Origin of the sequence: Neobacillus vireti (genome assembly GCF_036962345.1) — a bacterium.
GTDB lineage: Bacteria > Bacillota > Bacilli > Bacillales > Cytobacillaceae > Neobacillus > Neobacillus vireti_A.
Genome location: NZ_JBALNB010000012.1, coordinates 169,546 through 193,947, shown reverse-complemented (window position 1 = coordinate 193,947; position 24,402 = coordinate 169,546). Strand labels below are relative to the sequence as shown.

At 38.6% G+C, this 24,402-nt stretch carries 21 protein-coding genes; all 21 read right to left on the bottom strand.

Going from position 1 to position 24,402, the window contains the following annotated elements:
- Positions 1 to 15 precede the first annotated feature (15 nt).
- Positions 16 to 732 (bottom strand): LutC/YkgG family protein, encoded by a 717-nt coding sequence (locus tag V7108_RS15505; protein WP_335568741.1) that lies wholly within the window; start codon positions 730 to 732, stop codon positions 16 to 18.
- Complete coding sequence (locus V7108_RS15500) at positions 729 to 2,159, bottom strand: LutB/LldF family L-lactate oxidation iron-sulfur protein (RefSeq protein WP_335568740.1); 1,431 nt, start codon at positions 2,157 to 2,159, stop codon at positions 729 to 731. The genes V7108_RS15505 and V7108_RS15500 overlap by 4 nt, the downstream gene beginning before the upstream one ends.
- Before the next feature lie 29 nt (positions 2,160 to 2,188).
- On the bottom strand, positions 2,189 to 2,905 hold the full coding sequence (locus V7108_RS15495) for a (Fe-S)-binding protein (protein ID WP_335568739.1): 717 nt from the start codon (positions 2,903 to 2,905) through the stop codon (positions 2,189 to 2,191).
- A gap of 90 nt (positions 2,906 to 2,995) precedes the next feature.
- The gene (fucU, locus tag V7108_RS15490; protein WP_335568738.1) at positions 2,996 to 3,421 is read right to left on the bottom strand and encodes an L-fucose mutarotase; all 426 of its coding nucleotides are present in this window, start codon (positions 3,419 to 3,421) and stop codon (positions 2,996 to 2,998) included.
- Complete coding sequence (locus tag V7108_RS15485; protein WP_335568737.1) at positions 3,414 to 4,322, bottom strand: fumarylacetoacetate hydrolase family protein; 909 nt, start codon at positions 4,320 to 4,322, stop codon at positions 3,414 to 3,416. Before V7108_RS15485 ends, fucU begins: the two co-directional genes overlap by 8 nt.
- 15 nt (positions 4,323 to 4,337) lie before the next feature.
- The gene (locus V7108_RS15480) at positions 4,338 to 5,111 is read right to left on the bottom strand and encodes an SDR family NAD(P)-dependent oxidoreductase (RefSeq protein WP_335568736.1); all 774 of its coding nucleotides are present in this window, start codon (positions 5,109 to 5,111) and stop codon (positions 4,338 to 4,340) included.
- The gene (locus V7108_RS15475; RefSeq protein WP_335568735.1) at positions 5,108 to 5,923 is read right to left on the bottom strand and encodes an SDR family NAD(P)-dependent oxidoreductase; all 816 of its coding nucleotides are present in this window, start codon (positions 5,921 to 5,923) and stop codon (positions 5,108 to 5,110) included. Before V7108_RS15475 ends, V7108_RS15480 begins: the two co-directional genes overlap by 4 nt.
- Before the next feature lie 25 nt (positions 5,924 to 5,948).
- Positions 5,949 to 7,109: a UxaA family hydrolase gene (locus V7108_RS15470; RefSeq protein WP_335568734.1), complete on the bottom strand. Its 1,161-nt coding sequence runs from the start codon at positions 7,107 to 7,109 to the stop codon at positions 5,949 to 5,951.
- Positions 7,106 to 7,432 carry a UxaA family hydrolase gene (locus V7108_RS15465; RefSeq protein WP_335568733.1) on the bottom strand — a complete coding sequence of 109 codons (327 nt, stop codon included), beginning with the start codon at positions 7,430 to 7,432 and terminating at the stop codon, positions 7,106 to 7,108. Before V7108_RS15465 ends, V7108_RS15470 begins: the two co-directional genes overlap by 4 nt.
- On the bottom strand, positions 7,429 to 8,268 hold the full coding sequence (locus V7108_RS15460) for an amidohydrolase family protein (protein ID WP_335568888.1): 840 nt from the start codon (positions 8,266 to 8,268) through the stop codon (positions 7,429 to 7,431). Before V7108_RS15460 ends, V7108_RS15465 begins: the two co-directional genes overlap by 4 nt.
- 185 nt (positions 8,269 to 8,453) lie before the next feature.
- Positions 8,454 to 9,728, bottom strand: a complete 1,275-nt coding sequence (locus tag V7108_RS15455; protein WP_335568732.1) for a Gfo/Idh/MocA family protein — start codon at positions 9,726 to 9,728, stop codon at positions 8,454 to 8,456.
- Between the two features lie 110 nt (positions 9,729 to 9,838).
- The gene (locus V7108_RS15450; RefSeq protein ID WP_335568731.1) at positions 9,839 to 10,888 is read right to left on the bottom strand and encodes a LacI family DNA-binding transcriptional regulator; all 1,050 of its coding nucleotides are present in this window, start codon (positions 10,886 to 10,888) and stop codon (positions 9,839 to 9,841) included.
- 274 nt (positions 10,889 to 11,162) lie between these two features.
- Entirely contained in the window at positions 11,163 to 11,741 is a 579-nt protein-coding gene (locus tag V7108_RS15445) for a YesL family protein (protein ID WP_335568730.1), read from the bottom strand.
- Positions 11,742 to 11,865: 124 nt separating this feature from the next.
- A complete protein-coding gene (locus V7108_RS15440; protein ID WP_335568729.1) occupies positions 11,866 to 13,041 on the bottom strand; it encodes a Gfo/Idh/MocA family protein in 1,176 nt (391 codons plus the stop codon).
- A gap of 44 nt (positions 13,042 to 13,085) precedes the next feature.
- Positions 13,086 to 15,455, bottom strand: coding sequence for a glycoside hydrolase family 95 protein (locus V7108_RS15435; RefSeq protein ID WP_335568728.1), 2,370 nt, complete (start codon positions 15,453 to 15,455; stop codon positions 13,086 to 13,088).
- Between the two features lie 18 nt (positions 15,456 to 15,473).
- The gene (locus tag V7108_RS15430; RefSeq protein ID WP_335568727.1) at positions 15,474 to 17,390 is read right to left on the bottom strand and encodes a right-handed parallel beta-helix repeat-containing protein; all 1,917 of its coding nucleotides are present in this window, start codon (positions 17,388 to 17,390) and stop codon (positions 15,474 to 15,476) included.
- Positions 17,391 to 17,470: 80 nt separating this feature from the next.
- Complete coding sequence (locus V7108_RS15425; protein ID WP_335568726.1) at positions 17,471 to 19,126, bottom strand: extracellular solute-binding protein; 1,656 nt, start codon at positions 19,124 to 19,126, stop codon at positions 17,471 to 17,473.
- Positions 19,127 to 19,184: 58 nt separating this feature from the next.
- On the bottom strand, positions 19,185 to 20,081 hold the full coding sequence (locus tag V7108_RS15420) for a carbohydrate ABC transporter permease (protein ID WP_335568725.1): 897 nt from the start codon (positions 20,079 to 20,081) through the stop codon (positions 19,185 to 19,187).
- Positions 20,082 to 20,092: 11 nt separating this feature from the next.
- The gene (locus V7108_RS15415) at positions 20,093 to 21,034 is read right to left on the bottom strand and encodes an ABC transporter permease (protein WP_335568887.1); all 942 of its coding nucleotides are present in this window, start codon (positions 21,032 to 21,034) and stop codon (positions 20,093 to 20,095) included.
- 255 nt (positions 21,035 to 21,289) lie between these two features.
- The gene (locus tag V7108_RS15410) at positions 21,290 to 23,584 is read right to left on the bottom strand and encodes a helix-turn-helix domain-containing protein (protein WP_335568724.1); all 2,295 of its coding nucleotides are present in this window, start codon (positions 23,582 to 23,584) and stop codon (positions 21,290 to 21,292) included.
- A gap of 59 nt (positions 23,585 to 23,643) precedes the next feature.
- A complete protein-coding gene (locus V7108_RS15405) occupies positions 23,644 to 24,267 on the bottom strand; it encodes a hypothetical protein (RefSeq protein WP_335568723.1) in 624 nt (207 codons plus the stop codon).
- Positions 24,268 to 24,402 lie beyond the last annotated feature (135 nt).

Here is a 24,402-nt window from a genome sequence, read left to right as displayed (position 1 = left end):
GGGAGTCGTTTCCAACTAAATATCTTCCACCACTAGATAAGCAGCTTTTATTGGTCCATGAACGCCGACAACAAGAATCATTTCGATGTCAGCGGAGTTGCTTGGTCCTGTGATGAAATTAATGCATGAGGCAATTTGTTCACCGTTTTTTACTTTTTCGTTTATGATGCGGGCCGCTTGTGTCATGCGGGGAACGATGCTGCTTTTTGGGATAATAATGATGGAAGTGGCCGGTAAAAAGCTGACTGTTCTTCCCTTATCCTTGCTGCTGAAAAGAACTGCTGTGCCTGACTCTGCTAGTGTGACATCACTAATCGTAATTCCGACATTCACAGCCTCGGCCTTGGCGATATTTTCATCGCCTTTTATATGGTCCCAAATATGAAGATCGATTCCTTCTTTAGGCCATTCTTCCTCCATTAGCCTTGTAAGACCATATTGTGAAAAGCGTTCGTCTTTCCATGTTACGATTGATCCACCGCCATATTGATGGACAACTTCTTTTAATGATTGAGAAAGCTTTTCAGTAGAGGTTAGTACAAAACTAGTATGAATGTTTTTGCATTGTTCTTTTAACACTTCTACCAACTCATCTTGTGTGGCGTTTTTTAACACCCCATCTTGAGGATGATAGTTCCAATTAGGTTTTTCTAAGGAAATTTTTTGTTCTCGTCCTAGGCGATTGGCGATTTTCCCCAAAAAGGCATTACGATTCTGTATTGTACCGGTCATGATTCTTTCCCTCCTTGTGGGCGATTTTTAAACCAATCACGGAATCTCTCTTTATTTGGTGCTGGGAAATCCCTTGAATCTGTCCATGCTTTTAATGGTCCTGGACCTTTTGAGATTTTATCATCCTTGGTAAATGGTGACATAACCGGTGCTGCCAGTTTTGAACCGAATTTATATAAAGCTGGGGACGATGCACCAAAACCGAATGCCTTCATCAAAAGCTTTTCTGATACTGGTGCCCGTCCTTCTTTTTCCACGATCACTTGGCGGTGTTTATGTAGAAGCTGATGTAGTGGAATCTTCACCGGGCATGCCTCTGTACAAGCCCCGCATAATGTGGAGGCATATGGTAACTCTTTATAATCATCATATCCGCCTAGTAATGGGGAAAGAACGGCTCCGACAGGGCCAGAATAGATGGAACCGTATGAATGTCCGCCAACATGCCGATAAACGGGACAGACATTTACACAAGCTGCACAACGGATGCATTGGAGAATCGATTGGAATTCTCCACCAAGAATGTCAGACCTGCCGTTATCGACAATGACGAGGTGAAATTCCTCTGGTCCATCGACATCACCTTCCTCTTTTGGACCTGTTAACGTGGTGATATAGCTTGTCAGTTTTTGACCTACGGCACTTCTCGTTAATAAACTAACAAGGACTTCCATTTCTTCAAAGGTTGGAACTAGTCTTTCCATTCCCATAACGGTGATTTGTGTTTTTGGCAAAGCACAGACCAAATCCGCATTTCCTTCGTTTGTCACGAGGGTAATCGAGCCGGTTTCAGCAATGGCAAAATTACATCCAGTGATTCCGATATCAGCAGTCAAGTATTCTTGACGAAGTTTTTCACGCGCATGTAAGGCGAGCTCTTCTGGTTTTTCTGACTGTTGATAGCCTTGCTTTTCTTTAAAAACATCGCGAATTTGCTCCTTATTTTTGTGCAGCGCAGGAACAACAATGTGAGAAGGCGGCTCATGGTCATCCACTTGCAAAATGTATTCCCCTAGGTCTGTTTCAATCACCTCACAACCTAATTGCTCAAGACCTGCATTTAAATGGATTTCTTCCGTCACCATTGACTTAGACTTTACGATCTTTTTAGCGTTCTTCTTTTCTGCAACATTCTTAATATACTCCGTTGCCTCTTCAGCACTTTGCGCAAAGAAGACATGTCCTCCTCGTTTGGAGACATTCTCACTTAGCTGATATAAATAATAGTCTAGGTTTTCTAGTACATGCTGGCGGATTTCTTCCCCATGGGACCGCCACTCCTCCCAGTTCCCTAACTCTTCTGCAGCCCCCAAACGACGTGATTGAAATCGCCCTTGGGCACTCGAAACAGCTCCACGCATGAAGGAATCGTGCAGCCCTTTATCAACGCGGTCAGTAAACTTATCTTCGCTTATTTTCATCGACATTGGTTATCCCCCTTTCGTTTCATCAGTTTTTATCGGCAGTTCAGGACTTCTGCAATATGCATAACCTTAACTGGCAGGCCTTTTCGATTCATACGTCCGCCAATATTCATTAAGCACCCAGCGTCTGCACCAATTAAAATATCGGCCCCGGTTTCTTGCACCGTACAAACCTTTTCTTCGACCATTTGCTCTGAAATATTCCCCATCTTAAAGGAGAATGTTCCCCCGAATCCGCAGCATCTCTCTTTACCTGGCAGTTCTGTAAATTCTAAGCCCTCTACATGTTGCAATAATTTTATCGGTGCTTGTTTAACCCCAAGTAATCTAGTCATATGACAGGAAGTATGGTAAGTTGCTTTTCCTTCTAATTTTGCACCCACATTTTCCACTTTTAATACATCGACGATAAATTCGGTGAATTCATAGGTTTTATCTGCTAATGCTTTTGCCTTAGGCTCCCATACAGGATCGCCTTTAAAGATATGGGGGTATTCTTTAAACATGTAGGCACAGGAACCTGCTGGAGAAACGACATACTCCGCATGTTCAAAGGTAGTAATCATACTTTTCATTGCTTCTTTTGATTCTTTTACGTACCCGCTGTTATAGGAAGGCTGGCCGCAGCAAATTTGTGATTCTGGAAAATCAATTTCACATCCAAGTCTTTCTAACACTTCCACTGTTGCCTTGCCAACATCACCTTGAAACATATCTACTAAACAAGTAGCAAAAAGGGTGACTTTCATTTTCCCCGCTCCTTTATACCAAATCTAATTCCATCTATATTATTAAAAAAACCCAACCCATAGTAAATGGATTGGGTCCCCCTTCCTTAATTAAAGAACGCCTTTTTTCAAAATAATATTCGCATACGGAGCTCGTTCACTTGTAGCAATGATGGCATAGGATTTTTTACTTCGTTCGTAGAAAGCCATTCTATCCATTTTTTCAATCTGAACAGGCACGTCGCTGCTATTATTTACGATTGCTTCGTATTCCTTCCAGATTTCCGGCTCCTTTTCATCACCTTCGACCGGATCCATCAGTATGACTGGATAGGTGACGTATGTATCGAGCGGAAAAAATTCTACTATCGCGCTCAAGAACTCTGCGACTCCATGTCCATGACCAGGAAGTAAAATACTAGAATGACTTGCAGCCGGAAAATTTCCGTCTGCAAGAACAATTTCATCACCATGCCCCATCTCCATCAAAACTTTCATCAGTTCTGGTGAAAGAATCGGCGGAATTCCTTTAAGCATGGATTAATGCCTTTTCTTCTACAAATTTATTCGTAAGCTTTCCTAACTTTTCAATTTCAACCGTGATCACATCTCCCGGCTGAATATAAACACGTTGATCCACAGGAAGGCCAAATACGACCCCTTCTGGTGTACCTGTTAAAATAAGATCTCCAGGCACAAGCGTCATATGCTGAGAAATGTAGCTGACAATCTCTGCACATGAAAAAATCATATCAGATGTGTTGGAGTCTTGTCTTAGTTCATCATTCACATATGTTTTCAAACTCAGATTATTTGGATCTCCTACTTCATCCGCTGTCACTAAGTAAGGGCCAGCTGGACTAAAATCATCACATGTTTTGCCAAGCAGCCATTGATGGGTTCTCATTTGAAGATCTCTTGCTGATAGATCATTGACTGTACAATAGCCAAACACATGAGAAAGTGCCTCTTCTTTAGAAACATTTTTTGTCTTTTTCCCGATTACGATACCTAATTCCACCTCATAGTCTAGTTCATTCGTTACAGATGGAATGGCAATTTCACTTTGATGACCAGTTAAAGTATTGTCAAACTTATTAAACAGGATTGGCACTTCTGGATATGGTGCGTTCGTTTCATCGGCATGTTTGCGATAGTTTAAACCGACGCAAATGATTTTATGTGGCTGGGTAACACACGGACCCCATTCAAGATCCTCTTCTTCGATCACAACGGCATTGCCATTTGCAACTGCCTCTTTAACCTTTTTCTCAAACTCCTGTAAATGCGATTGTTGAAACTGAATGACCTGCATGACATCTGTGATCACTTCATTCCATTCCGCTTTCTTTGCCGTTTCTTCGATATCAATTAATTGATTGTCCAATTTCACTGCTAATCTTTCATTCTCATTCTTTATAAAAGTTGCTAATTTCATTTTCCTTTCAGCCTCCTATGCATTCTTTCCAAAAACAACGCCGCCATCAATATAAAGTGGAGATCCCATCATGAAAGACGATTCATCGGAAGCAAGAAATAGTGCCGCTTTGGCCACATCTTCAGGTCTTCCTAATTCTCCACTTAATTGTCTCTTCTTAATTCCTGCAATTGCCACTTCAGGGTCATCGTAAGAAGTTTTTAAATAGTTTTCCACAAACGGGGATAAGATTGTGCCTGGCAGCAGGGCATTAACCCGAATATTATATGGAGCATAATCCACCTGCATCGATTTTGTTAGAGCGAGTACTGCTCCTTTCGTTGCCGCGTAGGCTGCCCGCTTTGCCAATCCCATTTCCGCAGCACATGATGACATATTAATGACGACGCCAGACTTTTGCTCCATCATATATGGAAGCGTATATTTAGAAGGCAAATAAACGCCTTTTACGTTCACGCTCATGATCCGGTCCCAAACATCTGGCTCTACTTCATCTACTCTTCCTACATTGCTGATTCCTGCATTGTTAAATAAAATATCTATTCTTTTATATGTTTCTATTATTTGTCCGATAGCAGATTCAACTGCTTCAGGGTTTGCTACATCGACTTCATAAAATGATGCTTTTCCGCCTTGTTGTTCAATTTCAGATACAGTTCCTTGTCCATTTTCTTGATGAATATCTGTAATGATGACGAAAGCTCCTTCTTTTGCGAAAAGCTCAGCTGTTGCCTTGCCAATTCCGCTGCCTCCTCCAGTGATAACGGCTATTTTATCAAGCAGTCTCATACTGTTACCTCCATATCATGATCCATATGATCCTCAGGCTGTGCTGCTTTAACGGTTAATCCACCATCTACCATTAAAAGATGACCATTAATTTGCATCGCTTCTTCAGAAGATAAAAATACAACAGCATCCCCAATTTGTTTTTCTGTACCCAGTCTCTTCATTGGATTGGCTTCAATTTCTTTTGCAAGAATTTGTGGATCTTCGAGATATTCTTCGCACATATCCGTTGCAACGGTGCTCGGTCCAACTGCATTGACATTAATATTGTATTTCCCTAATTCAATCGCCAGCCCTTTGGTTAAATGACTAGCTGCTGCTTTTGATGATATATAATGCGGAATCACTGGGCTCGTCACAAGAACACTGGCCGTTGATGTAATATTAATGATTTTTCCATATCTATTTTTAATCATATTTGGCGCAACTCTTTGAGAAGTTAAAAAAATTGATTTTACATTCGTCTGATACGTTTCATCCCATGTTTTTTCTGAAACACTTAAAAATGGTTCGAATGGCGCAATCCCGGCATTATTCACAAGGATATCCACCGGTCCTAACTCTTTTTCTACTTCTTCAATCATTTGGTCAACTTCAACCTTAATCCCAACATTTGCTTTCACAACCATTGCTTTTATAGAAAATTGTTCCTCTACTTTTTCTTTTAAAGCGTTTGCTTTTTCAAATGAACGTGGTGAAGTATAGTTGATCGCCACATTTGCTCCTTCCTCCGCTAACCTCATGACAATGGCTGCACCGATTCCCCGGCTTCCTCCCGTGACAAGCGCAGTACGATTACTAAATTTCCCCATATTAATAAACCTCCCTTATGAATGTTTAGAGGCTGATACTGATTCTGCTGATACTAAATTCTTGATGACCTAAAATCTCAGCTTTTACCAGTTCACCCTGTGCAGCTTTAATAACTGTTTCTAGAATACGATTGCCAGCTTCCTCGATTGTTTCTTTTCCTTTCATCACGGCGCTGGTATCAATATCAATGTTATCGTCCATTTTTACAGCAGTATGTTCATTCCCAGTAATTTTGATAACGGGAATAATCGGATTTCCTGTTGGTGTCCCTCGTCCCGTTGTAAAGCAGACCAGATGAACACCGGCTGCAGCCATACCCGAAACACACTCAATATCATTCCCTGGAGAATCCATAAAGTAATAGCCGTTCCCTGGAATCTCTTCAGCAAACGCTAGTACGTCTTTCAATGGTGCTGAACCTGCTTTACTGATACAGCCAAGCGATTTTTCCTCGATGGTAGACAAGCCGCCTTCAATATTACCTGGGCTTGGATTTCCCCCTCGCATGTCTGCTCCAATTCGATCCACTTCTTTTTCAAACTTATCTACATAGGAATACAGCTTATTGGCAACTTCTTCATTAATAGCACTTTCTGCAACAATATGTTCAGCGCCGATAATCTCCGTTGTTTCTCCCATTACAATGGTTCCGCCTTGATTCAAAAGCATATCTGATGCTTTTCCTAATGCAGGGTTACTGCACAATCCAGAAGTTGCATCAGAACCGCCGCATTTCACACCAACGATTAATTCTGATAGCGGTACATCGACCTGCGGTATTTTTTCTATCTCGTTAAATAATTGCTTTGCAATTTCAATGCCTTGTTGAATCGCTTTAACGGTGCCGCCTGTATCTTGAATATCAATCCATTCTACCGGTTTACCCGTTTCCCAAATGACTTCTTGCAATTCCTCGGCGTTAATCACTTCACAGCCTAAACTAACTAAAAGAACACCACCGACATTTGGATTTTTTCCCATTCCTGCGAGAATATTAAATGTCCGTTCCTTGTCTTCTCCAATCTGGCTGCAGCCATGCTGATGTGGAATCGCTACTGAATCTGGCACAGATTGCTGGATTCGATTCGCTACATGATTCGCACAAACAACAGTGGGAATAATTAATAAATGATTACGGATTCCCATTTTCCCGTTTGCCCGCCGATACCCTTTTATTGTGTTCATGAATGGTGTTCCCCTTTCTTTTTATCTCCTCTGCCTCTAATTCCCTCGATATTATGTACATGAACATGTTCTCCCGGGGAAATTTCAACAATAGCTGCACCAATCACCTGTCCATACTTAACGATATGTTCAGATGGATGGATAGCTTTGATGGCGATTTTATGTCCAAACGGAATGGCTTGTTTAGCCGTTACTGTTTCTTTTCTGCCGTTAATTGCGTACTGTAAGCTTTCTCCAGCTTCTACTTCCTTTAAAAGGGTAGCGACATTATCAATCTCGGACATTACAATACTTGTTAAATCTTGATTATTTGTCAGCTTCATATTTTTTCACACCTTTCTTTCAACAAATAAAATGATTTCGCATTTGTCAAAAAAATTTGCTCTCTTTCTGTGTCGCTTAACTTACTTGGTAAGTTATCGATAACAATCTGTATTGCCTTCTGATAACTTCCTCCCAATAAACTGACCGGCCAATCACTGCCAAACATCACTCTGGAAGAACCAAAAGCCTGAACCACATAGTGAATATAAGGCTTAAAGTCATCAGCTTCCCAAGAATCTGCCAGTGTCATAAAACCGGACAATTTACAGTAAACTGCAGGGAATTTTGCCAGCTTCGTCATATCTTCTTTCCATTTTTCAAACCCATCTTTCGATATTTCCGGTTTCGCAATGTGGTCAATGACAACGCGTAAATCTGGTAGCCTCTTTAATAAAGCTTCAATATAAGTTATATGTCTTTCGGTAATTAATAAATCAAGGGGCACGTCTTTTGAAATAAGGTGTCTCAAATTGTCGATTACCTGCTCCTGTAAAATCCAATCATCTTTTTCAATATCCTGTAACATCGGCCGTAAACCAACAAATCCTTGCTGTTGCATGTATACATCTAGCTGTTCGCCGAAGGCAGGGGATGATAAATCTAACCAGCCAACAACACCGTAAATCCAATCATATTTTCCGTATAGGGATAGGAGATAATTGGTCTCCTCATATGTAGGTGCCGCTTGAACAAGGACCGTTCCTGAGACTGAGTATTTTTCTAATGAAGGTTTTAAATCTTCTGGTAAATAGTCTTGGAAAAGGATACCCATATCTTTTGTAAGCCAGTCGTAATCTCCTCGTTCCAGCTTCCAAAAATGCTGGTGAGAATCAATAATTTTGATACCGACCCCTCCTATCTTGTTAATTATATGTTATCGATAACACAAAATTAACAAATCACTCGTGAATTGTCAATATATTTAGCAAATAGATAGATACATAGAAAAAAAACAGATGGACTTCCATCTGTTTTTTCTATGCAGACCTATTATATTATCGATTATGCTCCAGATACTTTTTAAGCTTCAATATTTTCTAACAAACGATGATAATAGTCATCGAGATTAATAGATTGGCCCTGATTTAACCTCGAGTCTTCAGCGGCAAACGCCATAAGGTGACTTCTAACCGAAGCAGATGCTGAAGAGACACTATCCTCATGATTTCCAAATTGAATTTCCTTGAGAAATGTCCTTATGATTCCCGTATCACCGCCGCCATGTCCTCCGACTGGATTGTCGAAATTAATGACAGTTTCATGCTTGGTGAGGAAATCAAAGACAGAAATACTATTTTCCTCCATATTTCCACGAATTTCTCCTTTTGTTCCCATGATTTGTACGATGCGCGTTTGCTCCCTAGTAAAGCCGCACATGCTGAACGTAGCAGTTGCCCCATCCTCAAATTCCATGTTGACCACCTGATGGTCAACGACATTATTATCTGAGCGGTATACACATTTTCCGTATGGTGTTTCTTGCAATGCTTTGATAATGCCCTCATTTGAATAATCTTCGGTGAATTTCTTAGCCCAGCCTTTTCCCTGGCCAAGATAATACCTGCCAGCATGATATGGGCATTCAAGTTCAGCAGGACAGCCATCTAAACATCTTTGCGGAGCTCCTTGCGGTGCATTCTCTTCTTTAAAATGCATAAGGGATCCATAAGAACTAATGCGCTTACATTCCTTGCCCATTACGAACGAAATAATATCCATATCATGGCAGGATTTCTGCAAAATCATCGGACTGGACTTTTCTTTATTATTCCAGTTGCCACGAACAAAACTGTGGGACATATGCATCACTTCTACATTTTCATTTAATTGCAGTGATACGACCTCTCCAATTTCTCCTTTGGCAATAACCTTTTTTATTGTCGACCAAAAGTCTGTATACCTTAGAACATGGCAGATGGTAAGCTGCCGATTATATTTTTTTGCCGCCTGTTCCATTAAAATACATTCCATTGGATCCGGGGACATTGGTTTTTCCAACAATACATGATAACCAAGTTCCAAAGCTCTCATTGTCGGTTGAAAATGATTCCGATCAAGGGTACATATAATCGCAATGTCAGCCTTTTTTTGATTAAGGTCTAATACCTCTTCCCATGCCTCATAGGCATTTTCATTAGGAATATTGTGCGTTTGCTGCAATTTTGCTCGTCTTTCCACATCTGGCTCTGCCACTCCGACAATCTTTAATTCATTTGGATAGGCCAAAGCATACGGAGCATATGCCCTTGCCCCCCTATCACCAGCTCCGATTAAGATGGCTGTCATTGTTTTCATCTAAACCTCTCCCCTCAATGTTATACAATTTATAATTCGCTGGATTATTCCCGGAAAATTTTCCGCATTTAATCCAAACGTTTTCCTGATAATGTTTTAAAAAGAACCAGTTAGGTTCGTTTTTTTGTAGATGATTCCCGAATGACCAATTCAAATGGTAAAATGATTTTGATTGGAAGAGTAATGACCCCTTCTACCATTTCCATAATGGTTCTGGCAGCCATCTTACCCATTTCGTATTTAGGAATTTCCACCGTTGAAAGCGGGGGCGAAGAATATTTCCCCATTTCAAGATTATCCACTCCAAAGAAGGCGATATCATCTGGAATCCTAAGATTATTTTCTACCACAGCTCTCATTGCAGCGATTGCCATCAGATCACTGGCACAAACCATCGCTGTTGGTAAATGAGCCGGATTCCTTTTAATGAGCTGATTCATTTCCTCGTAACTATTTTCCATTTTCCACTTCGTATTGATGATCCAATCAGGGTGAATATCAAATCCCGCTGCCTCCATAGCAGCTTGATAGCCTTTAAATCGATATTCAGCAGATAAATCTTCATAATTTTCACCTGCACCGCCACCAGCAAAACCGATGTTCCGATGCCCTTGTTTAACTAAATGCTGAACCACCATTTTTATTGCTGCCTCGCGATTATAATCGATATTAGCGATATTCTTGTCTGTATAGGAAAAGTCCAATCCTACAAGTGGGACATTTTGTTGAATATATTCAATTATGCTATCCTCAATTTTATCAATTAGAAGAAGTCCCTCAATTCCCAGATCATGAATTGTCTTAAGGAGAAGTGTCTCGTTTTCGATTTCATCCTTCGTTATAGTAATTAAGCTGTAGCCATGATTTGTTAACGTATCAAGAATTCCTGTGTAAATTTCGGCATAGTAAGGGTTGGTTTCTGCTGTTTTCGGATTAGCCACCCAGCCAATTTTCATTGTCCTTGTATCACTATTTTTCTGCTGGTTATTCACCAGATTTCGGGCATGCTGGTTTGGGACATATCCAAGCTCTCTCACGGCCTCCCATATTTTATTTTTTGTTTCCTGGTTAACATTTCGTGATGGGTCATTTTGTATGACTCTGGAAACAGTAGAAATAGATACACCTACATGTTCCGCAATATCCTTTAACCTAGCCACTAATAAAACACCTCTTAGTTATGGAATTAAGCACTCGCTCCAAAAAGATATCAGACTTTTATTCTATTTTGGAAATACATTTCAAGGTTTTATCAAGTTGTTTAAGAGAGGTTTTACTTTACGTATTTGGAAACTAATTCGAATATACACTCCCCCTACTAAACCTGTCAACCCATCAACTGGAAAATAATTCACACCACCATATTCGCTTCGAACTTATTTAACAAATAGATAGATACATAGAAAAAAACAGATGGAATCCCATCTGTTTTTTCTATGCAGACCTATTATTTAATTGATTCGCTGATTCTTTCTTTGGTATTAAGTGTTTAAACTTAAGATCCGCAATCCAATATATTAGATAAGCGGAAACACTAAAAAAGAAAAAGAAAATTAAAAAGGAAAACCGTAATGATAGAATCGTCCATGCACTAAGAATGATCATACAAATAATCGATAAATGAATTTTGTATATACCTACTTTAAGACTATTAATACACAAGTGTTTAAAGGATGTGTTCATATTAACCATCAATGGATAGATACTTAAAAAGGATAAACCAACTATTAAACTAACAAATAGGACCGCAGCCTGAATGAACATTTTATATGGTACATTCATTTGTTGTAAAAATAGTAAATCAAGGATTAAAAAGGTTCCGATTATCGTGTAAACAACCCCGACTAAATAACTTTGCTTCCAATTTTCTATAAACATTTCCTTATACTGAGAAAATACCGCTACTTCTTTCGTTCTTCTCCACTTTCTTACTACTCCAAAAAGTGCAGCGATGGCAGGAAAAATCGTAATAATCGGTATACAGCTTAGAATAAATAGGATATTTAAATACATGAAGTGATACATCCACAAGCAGATTTGATACAAGCGGCTATCTAAACTAAAAATCTCTACCACCCCAAACAATAGAAGTCTCAAAGAATATTCTACTAATTCTAAATATTATAGCACAAAAACGTTAAGGCAGACACACTATATCTTTTTCCATAGATTGTTTGTGTCTGCCCTGTTCAATAGGGACAACTTTCCCGCCTGCACGGATCGAATCTGTTGCTGCACATCCAACCGCAACACTCATTCGTCCGGCAAATGGTGATGTTAACGGCTGCTTATTATATAAAACTAAATTCACGAAATCCTCACAAATGCGTGGGTCTGCACCACCATGTGTTCCAGGCATTTTCTTCATCTCATAGGTGATGTCGCTCCCGCTCTGCCAGGATCCAGACTTTCTTGTTTTCACATAAACTTTATCATTCACATCGTCATTTTCGATTCGTCCCTTTGTACCGATAATGGTATAGTTTCGAGAATAATCTGGTGTAAAGTGACACTGCATATAGGATGCCTTAATACCGCCTTCTAGTTCCATAATCAGCATATTATTATCTTCCACATCGATTTCTTCTCTGAAGGCACATTGTGTTAACCTTTCTAAGCTGGCATCTGGACAGGTATCCTTCAGTTCACAATCAGGACAATGCAAATCATTCGGTTTGTCTCCCCCATAATAATCCAGACTTCCGAAAGCAGAAACCTTAGTTGCATAGCTGCCTGTAAGCCAATGAATAACATCGATATCATGAGATGCCTTCTGCAGCAATAAGGATGTTGTATTTGCTGCAGTGCCATGCCAATCGTGGTAATAAAAATATCCGCCAAGCCCAACAAAATGTCTTACCCAGACGGCTTTAATATCGCCAATCACACCAGAATCGATGATTTCTTTCATCGTTTGGTACATGCTCATATAACGCATATTAAAACCAATCATAAAATGCTTTCCAGATCTTTTTGCTTCATCTAGAATTCTATCGCAAGCCTCCGGTGTGATGGCTAATGGTTTTTCACAATAAACATGTTTTCCTGCTTGGAGCGCTGCAATGGCATGTTCTTCATGCAGATAATCTGGGGTTAAAATTGCAACCGCATCGATATCCTCTCTCGATAGCAGCTCTCGATAATCGGTTGTAACAAAAGCTTCTTCATTAATTTCCTTTTTGAACTTCTCTAACGCTTCCACGGATACATCTGCCGCTCCAACAACAATCGAATTTCCAGTCGGATTGTGCCAATATTCCACAATTGTACTTCTTCCGCCTGTCCCAATTACACCAATTCTTAACTGTTCCATAATTTACACCTCTAGCAAATGATTTTTATCCTAATGTAAATGAATTAAAATAGCAGCTGACATTTTTGGCCTTTGCTCATTTCAAGTGAAATAAAACCATCAATAGGCTCTACAGTTATGTTATCCTTTCCTTCTTCACAAACAATGACCGCGTTGTGCGTTTTGAAAATGAATTCGTTCCCAGCATGGCTAGTTACGTCCAATTGACTGACCTGCAACTTATCCCAAGAAAGGCTGATCTCAAATCCGCCTCGAACCCGTACTCCCGATAAAGATCCTTGTACCCATGTGGAAGGCAGTGCCGGTAATAATTCAACATAACCTTTGTGAGATTGGATGATCATCTCGACAACCCCAGCTGTATAACTAAAATTCCCATCAATTTGAAAAGGCGGGTGGGCACCCAGTAGATTCGGATACAATCCTCCCCCAACCATTACTTCCCTTTTCGCAGTACAAATGTTAAATAATTGATGAAGCAATGCATTTACCCGTTCCCCATCCTTCAAACGAGCCCAAAGGGACATCTTCCAGCCAAGACTCCAGCCCGTTCCAGCGTCTCCGCGTCGATTTAATGTCTGCCTGGAAGCTTCTAACAATGGACCATCAATAATTTGCTTACCTGGATAGACTCCATACAAATGAGAGACATGTCGATGGTGTGGTTCAGCATCCTCATAGTCAAGAAGCCATTCCTGCAATTGGCCATACTTCCCAATCTGTAACGGTTGAAGGCGGTCTTTTGCTGTCGTTACTTGATGTATCCAAGCACCGTCTATGCCCAGAATCTCCGCTGCTTCCACACAATTGGTGAACAAATCCCAAATCAGCTGCAGATCCATTGTGGACCCCTTCGTAACCGAGCCTTCTTGTCCATTTTCTGCTTTGAAGTGATGCTCCGGTGATGTTGACGGTGAAGTGATCAAATAGCCATTCTCATCCTCCACCAGCCAGTCTAGGCAAAATTGTGCTGACCCTTTCATTATCGGGTAAGCCTCTTCCCGAAGGAACTCTTTATTCTGGGTATAAAGATAATGCTCCCACAAGTGGCTGCATAGCCATGGCCCTGACATTGGCCAAAAAGCCCAGTTCGGATCTCCGTGGCGCTCGCCCCCAACAGGATGCGCATGTCTCCACAAATCGGTATTATGATGGGCCGTCCACCCATTCATGCCATACCGCTCATTGACCATTTTCTCCCCCGTTACCGAAAGTTCTTGGATTGCCTTTAACAGTGGACGGTGACATTCAGACAAATTCGTCACCTCAGCAGGCCAATAATTCATTTCTGTATTAATGTTTAAGGTATAGTTAGATGACCATGGTGCCCGAGTCAAGTCATTCCATATTCCCTGCAAATTGGCCGGCTGCGTTCCTTCTCTTGAAGAGGAAATCAGCAAATAACGTCCATATTGAAATAAAAGCTCGACCATCGCTAAATCATCCGCACTATATTTCTGTACTCTTTCATCCGTATCAAGCAGCTCTTCTGTCTGTTTATGACCTAATGAAAATTCAACACGGTTGTAAAGAGTTTGATAATCTTGAATATGTGTTTCTTTCAATTGCTCATAAGGAATGCTCATCGCTTTTGAAAGAATGGCCTCATTTTGCCCTGTTAATTCTTCAAATCCGACCCCAGGGAGTTGATCAAAGCCCTTAAATGAAGTGGAAACAGAAAAATATAGAACAACATTTGTTGCATTTTGGATAGAAAGTCTCCCATTCGAAGACTCTAGCTTTCCATCATCGATAACAACCCCTAATTTTCCTTCGAAATGAATCGCTTGTGTTTCACCAAACTCACCATATACAATGGGCTGTTCGTCCTCATGTACATAGTTAGGTGCACACTTTTCAGGGCAAATTCCTTGTAAGACCAATTCTTCTGAAGAATTGGAAGTTTGATATTTTAACGTACTATCTAATGAAACGATCACATTTAATTGGTTGGCAACGGAACTAGTAAGCCGGACAGCTAATACCTGATGCGGATGTGAAATAAAGGCTTCACGGGTATATTCTATTTTTCCCACTGTGTAGGTAACATTTGAAATGGCTGTTCCAATATCGAGTGTCCGCTTATAGCTTCTTGTTGTGCCCCCATGAAGGTATTGAATAGTAAGGTTCCCTAACGGCATATAGCTCTGTGTATACGGACCAAACATATTCTTTGTTTCATTGACCGCACCTTCATAGTTCTCTTCATTGATTAATTTCCTTACCTTTTGTAAGGATTCTTGATCATTGTACTCTCGGGTCCTCTCTGGCGGTCCTGACCACAATGTATCTTCATTTAATTGAAAACGTTCTGTCTCAACTCCGCCAAAGTGCATCGCACCAATTCTTCCATTTCCGAGCGGCAAAGCTTCCGTCCATTCAACGGCCTCTTTTTTATAGGTTAAAAGATTCATCTTATAAATCTCCCATTCTCAATTATTCTTTTTCGCCCCGAACAGACTTTTAGTATCAAACACCACGGTCTGTTCATTGTTAATTGTTAAATCTCTTTCTTCCATATGTTTCATCGCAGCAGATGGTGCGAAGTCACCTTCATAGGTATTACCTTCTAGTAAAACATTTTTACATGTGTCGAATTCAAATAACACATCGTGAATACCATCGTAATGACTATTCGGACCTACCTTAACAATTTTATTTCCTTTTATGGTTAAATTTTCAACGTTTTCTGCTGAAACCACATATTCATGCTGCATATAGAATGTGTTATTTTCCACTGTAATATTTTTGTGAATCGGTACTGGAGATGGGATCTCGCCAAGTGGAATCGGATGGATATAGATAGCTGGTTTACGATAATCCCAATCATCAACGTGACTTACATGAAAAGTGTTCCCCCGAATCGTCATATCTCTGACAGGACCAGATTCGTACCAATCATTTGAATCATTGGAAATAAAGATCGTACTCATCGTAATATTTTGAAAATGATTATCTTCAATCAACACTTTCCTACGTGTAGTACAGAGAATTCCTCTAGTTGGAACATGATTAAACCTATTATTCTTAATCACTACTTCTGGTGTATACGTCACATTTTCCATGACATATAAGTATTCACCTTTCTCATTTTCCACACAATCGAAAGGCAGCTCTTTGTTGAACGAAACTTGCATGGTTTGAAGATCATTTCCATCCTGTCCTGGATGAACCACACTCGTTACTTCATACTCATCTTCAAATTCATCCCCCATCGTTGCACGATTAAAAAAGACTACTCTATCACCTAGATGATATTGTGGGAATCCGCTTTGCTGCCGATGAGCATAAATGACTTCTACTTTTTTTTCATCAATGATTTTTTGTACTCTGGTGAACGTTCCATGGATATTAATGGGGTCATCGTGTTGATGCATGAAGGTGCACCCATCCACAGTAATTACACCTTTCGCGCCAGACACATGAATGGAATCAGCAAAGCTTGATCCATGCTTACCCATCGCGGTATTTGGCACGAATTCAGTCGACTGAAACGTAATATCACCACTCATTTGCACTAAGAAGCCAAAACCATGCAAATAATGAATGGTTATGTTAGACAAACATACTTGCTCACTTTCCCAAATCATAGCACCAGCCGTATTCCGGTCGATTACTTTACAAAATTCAAACACACGCTTGTCCACAACGGCCTTTGGCAGCGAGTGGTTATAGTGGATACGAATTTTTCCTTTTTCTAATTCTTCTATTTTCCGTCTATTATCCGCGAAGGGTCCTCCATTCACTCCAAATCTTCTTTTCACTCCGTTCGACTCGTCAAATCCAACAATGACCATATCATTTTTTGAGCCTTCATCTTTCCAATAATATTCATTAGAGTAAGGGCTTCTTTCACTTAACCAGTAAAAGTTGGGTTGATTTTCACTAACTTCATAGGGAACATGTTCTTCTAATTTATATTCCGCATAATAACTTCCATCCTCAGCAACGGTTCTCTCGACGACTAATTCTGAAAGTGTTGATACCTCATAATCCCATGAGAAGTTTTGTAAAGTGATATTTTTCGAGTGAAAAACCCCTAATCCCATCACATCGCCATGAAAATAAAAGAATGAACCATTTCCTTCAATCGTTAAATTCTCTTGTTCTTCGATTAGAAAGCAAACCGTTTTAATCGGATGCCTTACCGTATCCGTATTCGATGTATGGAAATTTCGTTTCTGTGCATGATCTGGGTAAAAATGATAGATCCCTTTAGGAAAAGAAAGAATGATATCCTCCTTCATTCCTTTTATATCTTGTAAAAGTTGATGAACGATAGGTGAATGATCCTTACATGAATTTGCTTCTCCCCCGTATTCACTTACATCAATGATTTTTACTGTCATATCGATCTGTCCCACCTTAATAAAAAAAGAATACACGTCAGTTTAAGACTTTCGTGTATTCTTTTTAATCATGTTAGTTTTTATTTTCCTGCGTCATATGCTTTTTGATAGATTTCTAAATAGCGGTCAACTTGTAAATTTTTAAAGCCATCAATATACTTATCCCAGTCTTTCTCGATGTCTTTTGAACCTGTCACAAATTGAACCATGTTTTCTTCAATGTACTTATTCATATTGATTTTTAATAAGTTCACTTCATCGGCGTCTTTCGGATCAACCCAAGCTGCTTCAAAGTTAAATTGTTCTTTCGGTTCGAATCCGTCGTATTTTAGCGTCGCGTTATACAATCTTCTCTCATATCCTTCTAAAGAGAATTCATCTTGTTCAGCTGCAATTGAATCTCTAAGTGTTCTTGTCAGTCCTAGAGGACCTCTTTCTCCCCATCCGTACTCTACCTTATCTTCCTCTTTCATGTCAGATTCTTCAGGGATAATCACATATTTTGCTTGTTTACCTGTTAAATCAATATCTTCTGGACCACCCTTTTTCCAATGAACACCTTCTTTACCTCTTGCAGTCATCATGGAACCTTCTTCTGAATATAAGAAGTCCGCTAATTTAATTAATGCTTCCGCTTTTTTCCCTTTTGCTTTATTGGTAATGGCAAAAGTGAAATTATTGACACTGCCATAATCAGAAGGTGTAAATTGAGCACCACCAGGCCCTTTTAACGGAGGAACAACATCATATGCTTTTGATGGTTCCAAAGCGATATCTGAAATAACCGCCAAATGACTTGCAGCACCCCCTCCGAGGACAACATCTCCTTTTGGTGTACCCAATTGTTTATAAGCTTCTGCATTTTGAGTAAATGCACCTTGATCGATTAATCCTTCTTTATATAACGAATGAATATATTTCAACCCATCTTTCCACTCTGGCTGCGTTGCAGCTAATAATAATTCCCCATTATTTACATTAATATAATCTTTTCCATTATTCGCAATAAAGGAATTCATTAAAAAGATAGTTGGGTCATCGCCAAGCATTGTGCTTTCTCCGCTTATTGGGATTTCATCTTTTTTACCATTTCCATTTGGATCATTATTCTTAAATGCTTGCATAACTGTTTTGAATTCTTCTGTTGTGGTTGGCATTTCTAAATTTAGCTTGTCTAACCAATCTGTATTAATCCACATTTTCCCATATTTAGAACAATGGAAACATTCATTTACTGGAGGCAGAGCATAAATATTACCATCCGGTGCGGTCATTCCTTTTTCTAAATATGGAACCTCTGTCATCAATTTTTGAAGATTTGGCGCGTGTTCATTTATTAAATCATTTAACGGTAGAAAGACGCCTTCTTTCCCATACTTTGCAGCTTCTACTTTTGAAATATTATCTAACCAAGCAACTAGCAAATAAGCATCTGGATAGTCACCACTAGCCAGTGATAATTGCCGCTTTTCTTTTGCTGCATCTTGATTCGCATCTTGCCAGTTAATTTTGATATTAAATTTTTCTTCCACCATTTTCGTAAATTCATTTTTTTCTCGATCAAATACCGGATCGTACGAAATAGTTGGTGTGAAAATGGATACTTCAATTGGTCCATTTGGATCTGAACCTTCACTTGTTGAATTGTCTGATGAACTGTTCTTGCTAGGAACACAGCCAGCAATCAGTAAGACAGCTGAAACTAAAAGTAGAAAAATCATTGATAATTTCTTCATATAAACATCTCCTTCATTTTTATTACGTTATTTAAATTTAAAACGTTTTAAAGTGTAATTATCCTTTTACTGATCCAATTAACATTCCTTTGACAAAATGTTTTTGTACAAATGGATACAGTACTAAAACTGGAAGGCTTGAAATCACAATTAATGAATACTTCATTAATTCTTTTAATCCTTGCATCTTCAAAATATCTTCAACATTTGCTGATGGATCAGTATTTAAAATGAGAATGCTTCTTAAAATAATCTGTAATGGAAATAGTTCTTCGGACTTTAAATAAATCAAGGCATCAAAGTACATATTCCACTTCATAACGGCATACATGAGAACAAGAACCGCAATAATCGGCTTCGCTAGTGGCAAGACCACTTTAAAGATAAAGCCAATATCACTGCAGCCGTCCATCTCACTCGCCTCTACTAATTCATCTGGAATCGTAGATTGAAAGAATGTCCGTGCAATGATGACCTGGAACACGGCAAGAGCCGATGGAAGTAAAAGAGCCCAAATCGTATCGATTAAATTTAAATTTTTCACTACAAGATACAGCGGTATTAATCCACCGTCAAAAATCATCGTAAAAACAAGTAGGATCATAATCAGTTTACGTCCATAAAACGATTTTCTTGAAAGAGGATAAGCAAGCATAATCGTTATACTTACACTAATAATGGTCCCTACAACGGTGTAAAACAGTGAATTCGAGAATCCTTGGAGAATTTGAGGATTCTTAAATACCGTCGAGTAACCTAATAGCGTTGGTTCTACAGGAAACAGCCATACACGTCCAGATGTTACCGCAGATGCACTACTAAATGAAGCGCTGACAATATAGATTAGCGGGTAGAGCACAGCAATTAAAACGAGAGCTAAGAATACGTAAACAGCCCCCATAAAAAAGCGATCAGCTTTTGATTCTTTTATCCTGATATGTTTCGTTTTCTTCATATCCTTCCCTCCTACCATAAGCTTGATGACGAGAATCGCTTGGAGATACTGTTAGCAGTAAAAATTAATATGAAGTTAACAACGGAATTGAATAAGCCTACGGCTGATGCAAAACTAAAGTTCGCTCCAAGTAATCCGACCTTATATACATAAGTGGAAATAACCTCGGATGAATTCGTATTTAATGGATTTTGCAATAGATAGATTTTTTCAAATCCCAGCGACATGATACTCCCGACATTAAGAATCAATAAGACGATAATAATTGGGAATATTCCTGGCAAATCGACATTCATTATTTTTTGAAAGCGATTCGCTCCGTCGACCTTCGCCGCTTCATACAATTGTGTATCTACTCCAGCAAGTGCAGCTAAGTAAATAATTGTCGCGTATCCGGTGTTTTGCCACACATCTGACCAAACATAGATGGATTTAAAATAAGTTGGATTCCCTAAAAAATTGATTGGCTCTAATCCGAATAAACCTAAGATATTATTAACAATTCCTGCATTTGGTGATAGAAACAAGATAATGATTGACACCATAATGACAGTAGAGATAAAGTACGGTGCATACGTAACCGTTTGCACTAACTTTTTGAAACGGGCATTTTGAACTTCATTTAATGCTAATGCTAATATAATCGGACAAATAAACCCGACAATTAGTCCGTAAACGCTTAACCCAAGTGTGTTTTTTAATAAGAGAGAAAAGTTTGGACTATTAAAAAACGATTGGAAATACTTCAATCCAGCCCAGTCGCTCCCAGCAATCCCTTTTACTACACTATAATCTTTAAAAGCGATGACAATCCCCGCCATCGGAACATACTTAAAGATGAATAAAAAAACCAGCGGGACCGCAACAAGAAAATATAATTGCCAGTGTTTCCTTACTTTCTTCCACCTCGAACGTTTTGACACAAATTCCTTTTTAATACCAACATGCTTCATTTCCTTTTGATCCAATACTTCTGCTTTCATAAAACCCCCCCATTTATAATCGGTTGCATTGCTGTAAAAATCTTAATCTTCCAAATGTTACCGCTATCATAATTTAAATTTGAAAAATAGGAAAGATACGATTAATTTCATAACGTACAATAAAAAAACCCTTTAGTATCAAGGGTTTTTTCAGCAATTGGATATGAAACCGTACAATTAATTTATAGGGTACATTTTTTTAAAAACCTATATTTTTCCCTTTTCTTACGCACTTTTCATCATTTTTCGAAATTCTGATGGCGAAGTTCCCGTATTGCGTTTAAAGGCACGCCTAAAGGAATGTGCGCTGTTATAACCGGAAAGCACAGCGATTTCATCAATCGTGTCATCGGAGTGCATCAATTTTGTTTTTGCAAAGTTAATCCGTACGTCCTCAATAAAATCAGAAATATTTACTCCAACATGTTCTTTAAAAATCAATGGAACCATTTTTTCAGGAAGATCAACAGCTTCCGAAATTTTATGCATTGTTAAATCGGGATCACTAAAATGGTGTTTAATCCATTCCTTCATCCTATGAATCACTTGCTGCCTGCCTACGAACTTATTTTCATAAATACACTGAGCAATTTCCATCATCATTTCCTTTATCTGCTCGATATTATGATGAAAGCTGCCCTTTTTCAACAACAGTTCTTCTAGGCGTTCCCGTATTTCATCTGCCTTTGCACTGTTCAATTGTGTATTTTTTGAAAGAATTCTCACCATTGTCCCATTTAATGCAGCTAATAATTGGGTTCCGTTCTGATGCGTTAACACCCTTGTTTCCACATTTTCAACAAGGATTTTCTCAATCAGCTCATTTACCTCATTGATTTCTCCGTTCTTTACTGCATTAATCAGACGAAGTTCTACCTCAATAGGGTAGTAATAATCAATGGCGTCTTCTTGATATTGATGCTCATGTTTATATAGAGAGCCTTGACCTTGAATGGTTTGAATAAATGGTAAACTTAACTTTGCCTCCTCAAAAGATTGATGAATATCTGTTAACAGTTCAAATGGACTGCCGATACCAATATTCACTTTCATTCTAAATTTATCTTCCATTTGTTTAATAAACAAATGAAGAGTATTTTCCAATTTTTTCATTTCCTCAATGGATATTTTTTTATCAGAGGATAATAGGAAAAGAACTTGATCCTTATCAATATTGGAGAGCAGTGCCTCTCCATTAAAATATTCCGTTAATTCATTTTGAATAAAGAGCTGTGCCACATTCATTTCATCTAACATTTCTTTATCTAGTTCATCCAGCATATGTATAATTTGTACGATACCAACATAACCAAAGGACCCCTTTAACGGTAGGTTCGCTTGTTCCATTAAAGCACGAGCCTCTTTTGAAGAAGTAAACTCTCCAGCAGCTAATTTTCGAATCACCGAATCTTGCAAAATAGGTAACTGGTCTTGGATCTTGACCTTTAGTCGGTCATTATTCGCAATGATATCTTCTACATTGCTGTGGATAAAATCATATGGATTGGCAGCTTTTCCGATTTCAGTAATTTTCATAACCCCCAGAAGCCGATTTAGAGGAATACTACTTTTATATGAAAAAAGGAGTGCAGTAAATAGTCCAACCATAATGGTCAGAAATGCAAGGACCGAACTGATCGTTTGAATATAACTAACATCCTCTGATAATTTCTCTTTTGAAATGACGGCAACATACGTCCACTTATTATTCTTAGACTTCGTTTCAATATACATATATTTCTTGTCTTGACCTTTGATGGAGAATTTACCAGCAGACTTGTCAAAAGAAACCATGTTTTTATCCATGTTATCGCCTACAATTACATTTCCTTTGTCGTCAAGAATAAAGGTTGAACCGTCGTATTGAGAAGAAATTCTATTCAATAATGTTGTGATTTCTGTTTCGTCAATCATTACCACGATATTGGCTTTCGGATTTTTACTATTAAATGGGAGCGATTGTACATAAGTAATAATCGATTCTGTCTTTTCCCCCATCTTCACATTCGCAGCGGGTAAATAATGACGGGAAAGATACGTTTCATTGATGCTTTTTTTCCAATCCTCATAACTTAGTCCTTCATAGACATGGCTATTATAATAGTCCTTTGTACGCATGTACGATGAATTAGGTGATACGATGGTTTCAATCTGGTTAAAATAGATATAAAAATTCCTAAACAATTTGTTCGTATACCAATACGGATTAATACTATTTTGAACTTTATAGATATCATAAGGGATATTTATATCCGTATTTGACTTTCGATACATCAATTGATTAATTTCCGGATTCAAAGACAGCTGATAGACAAAATTCTCAATCTCATCATTTCTTTTGTCAATAATCTCTTTCGTCTGATTTAGCAAGTTTTGACTGTTTTCAGTAGCATTTTCTTTTATTTTATGAACACTTACTTGATATACGACAAAACTCGTGAATAGTGGAATAGTGAGAATCAATAGATAGGATAATAAAAACTTTCTAAAGATCTTTATTTTTTCAAGTCTATCAAACATGATGATCACCATCCTTCCGCAAAAATTAAATCAGATAAATCTCCCTTTAAAATAGAGTTTTAATTTAGATAATCGATAAATTTATTGACTTCATCAATTCGTTCCGTATTCGCCATTACAGCAAGAATAAGCGGTTGGTTACTTCCAGCTAGTGAAGAAAACTGAGAAACATTAGTAACATCTATACCTGTTATATTGTCCTGACTCGAAGAATATTTTGTTTCTTTCCAATCCTTAATGCCTTTTAAACTGCTCAAATCATATAAATTACCCTCTTTATTAAATAAGTGAAAGGTCTCTTCATCTACAAGCAGTACATCAACCTCTTTTGCTGCCATTTCCGCAGCCAATTTTTGAAATTCCCCTATTTTCTCAGAATCTCTCGCTGCCTCGCTTGTATTAATCGCATTGATAGACAATTGCTCTTTTTGGGAGCGTTTACTCTCAATTTTAAATCCCTCTAACTCTTTTTGTAATTCTATTGCTTGTCCATCATTAAAGTTGGCTCCAACCACCCGTACAGCTAGAATCTCTTTCGGTTGATTACCTAACGTATTAAATCCCAAGATGAGAAAGAAAATGACAACTATCACAGCAATAAAGTGAAAGGAATAATATTCAATTAAATATTCAATTTTTCCTTTGGTCGTTAAAGGTTTTAGTCGTTCTCTTAATTTTTTCAATATACTGTCACCCCTTTGTTACTATTTTAGCATATGAATTATGCACCTGACAGAGGTACCATTTTTTGGACCTTTGATTTTCTATTAAAAAATAGCAGGATACAAGTTTACTTAATGAAAAAGATTCGTGTTATC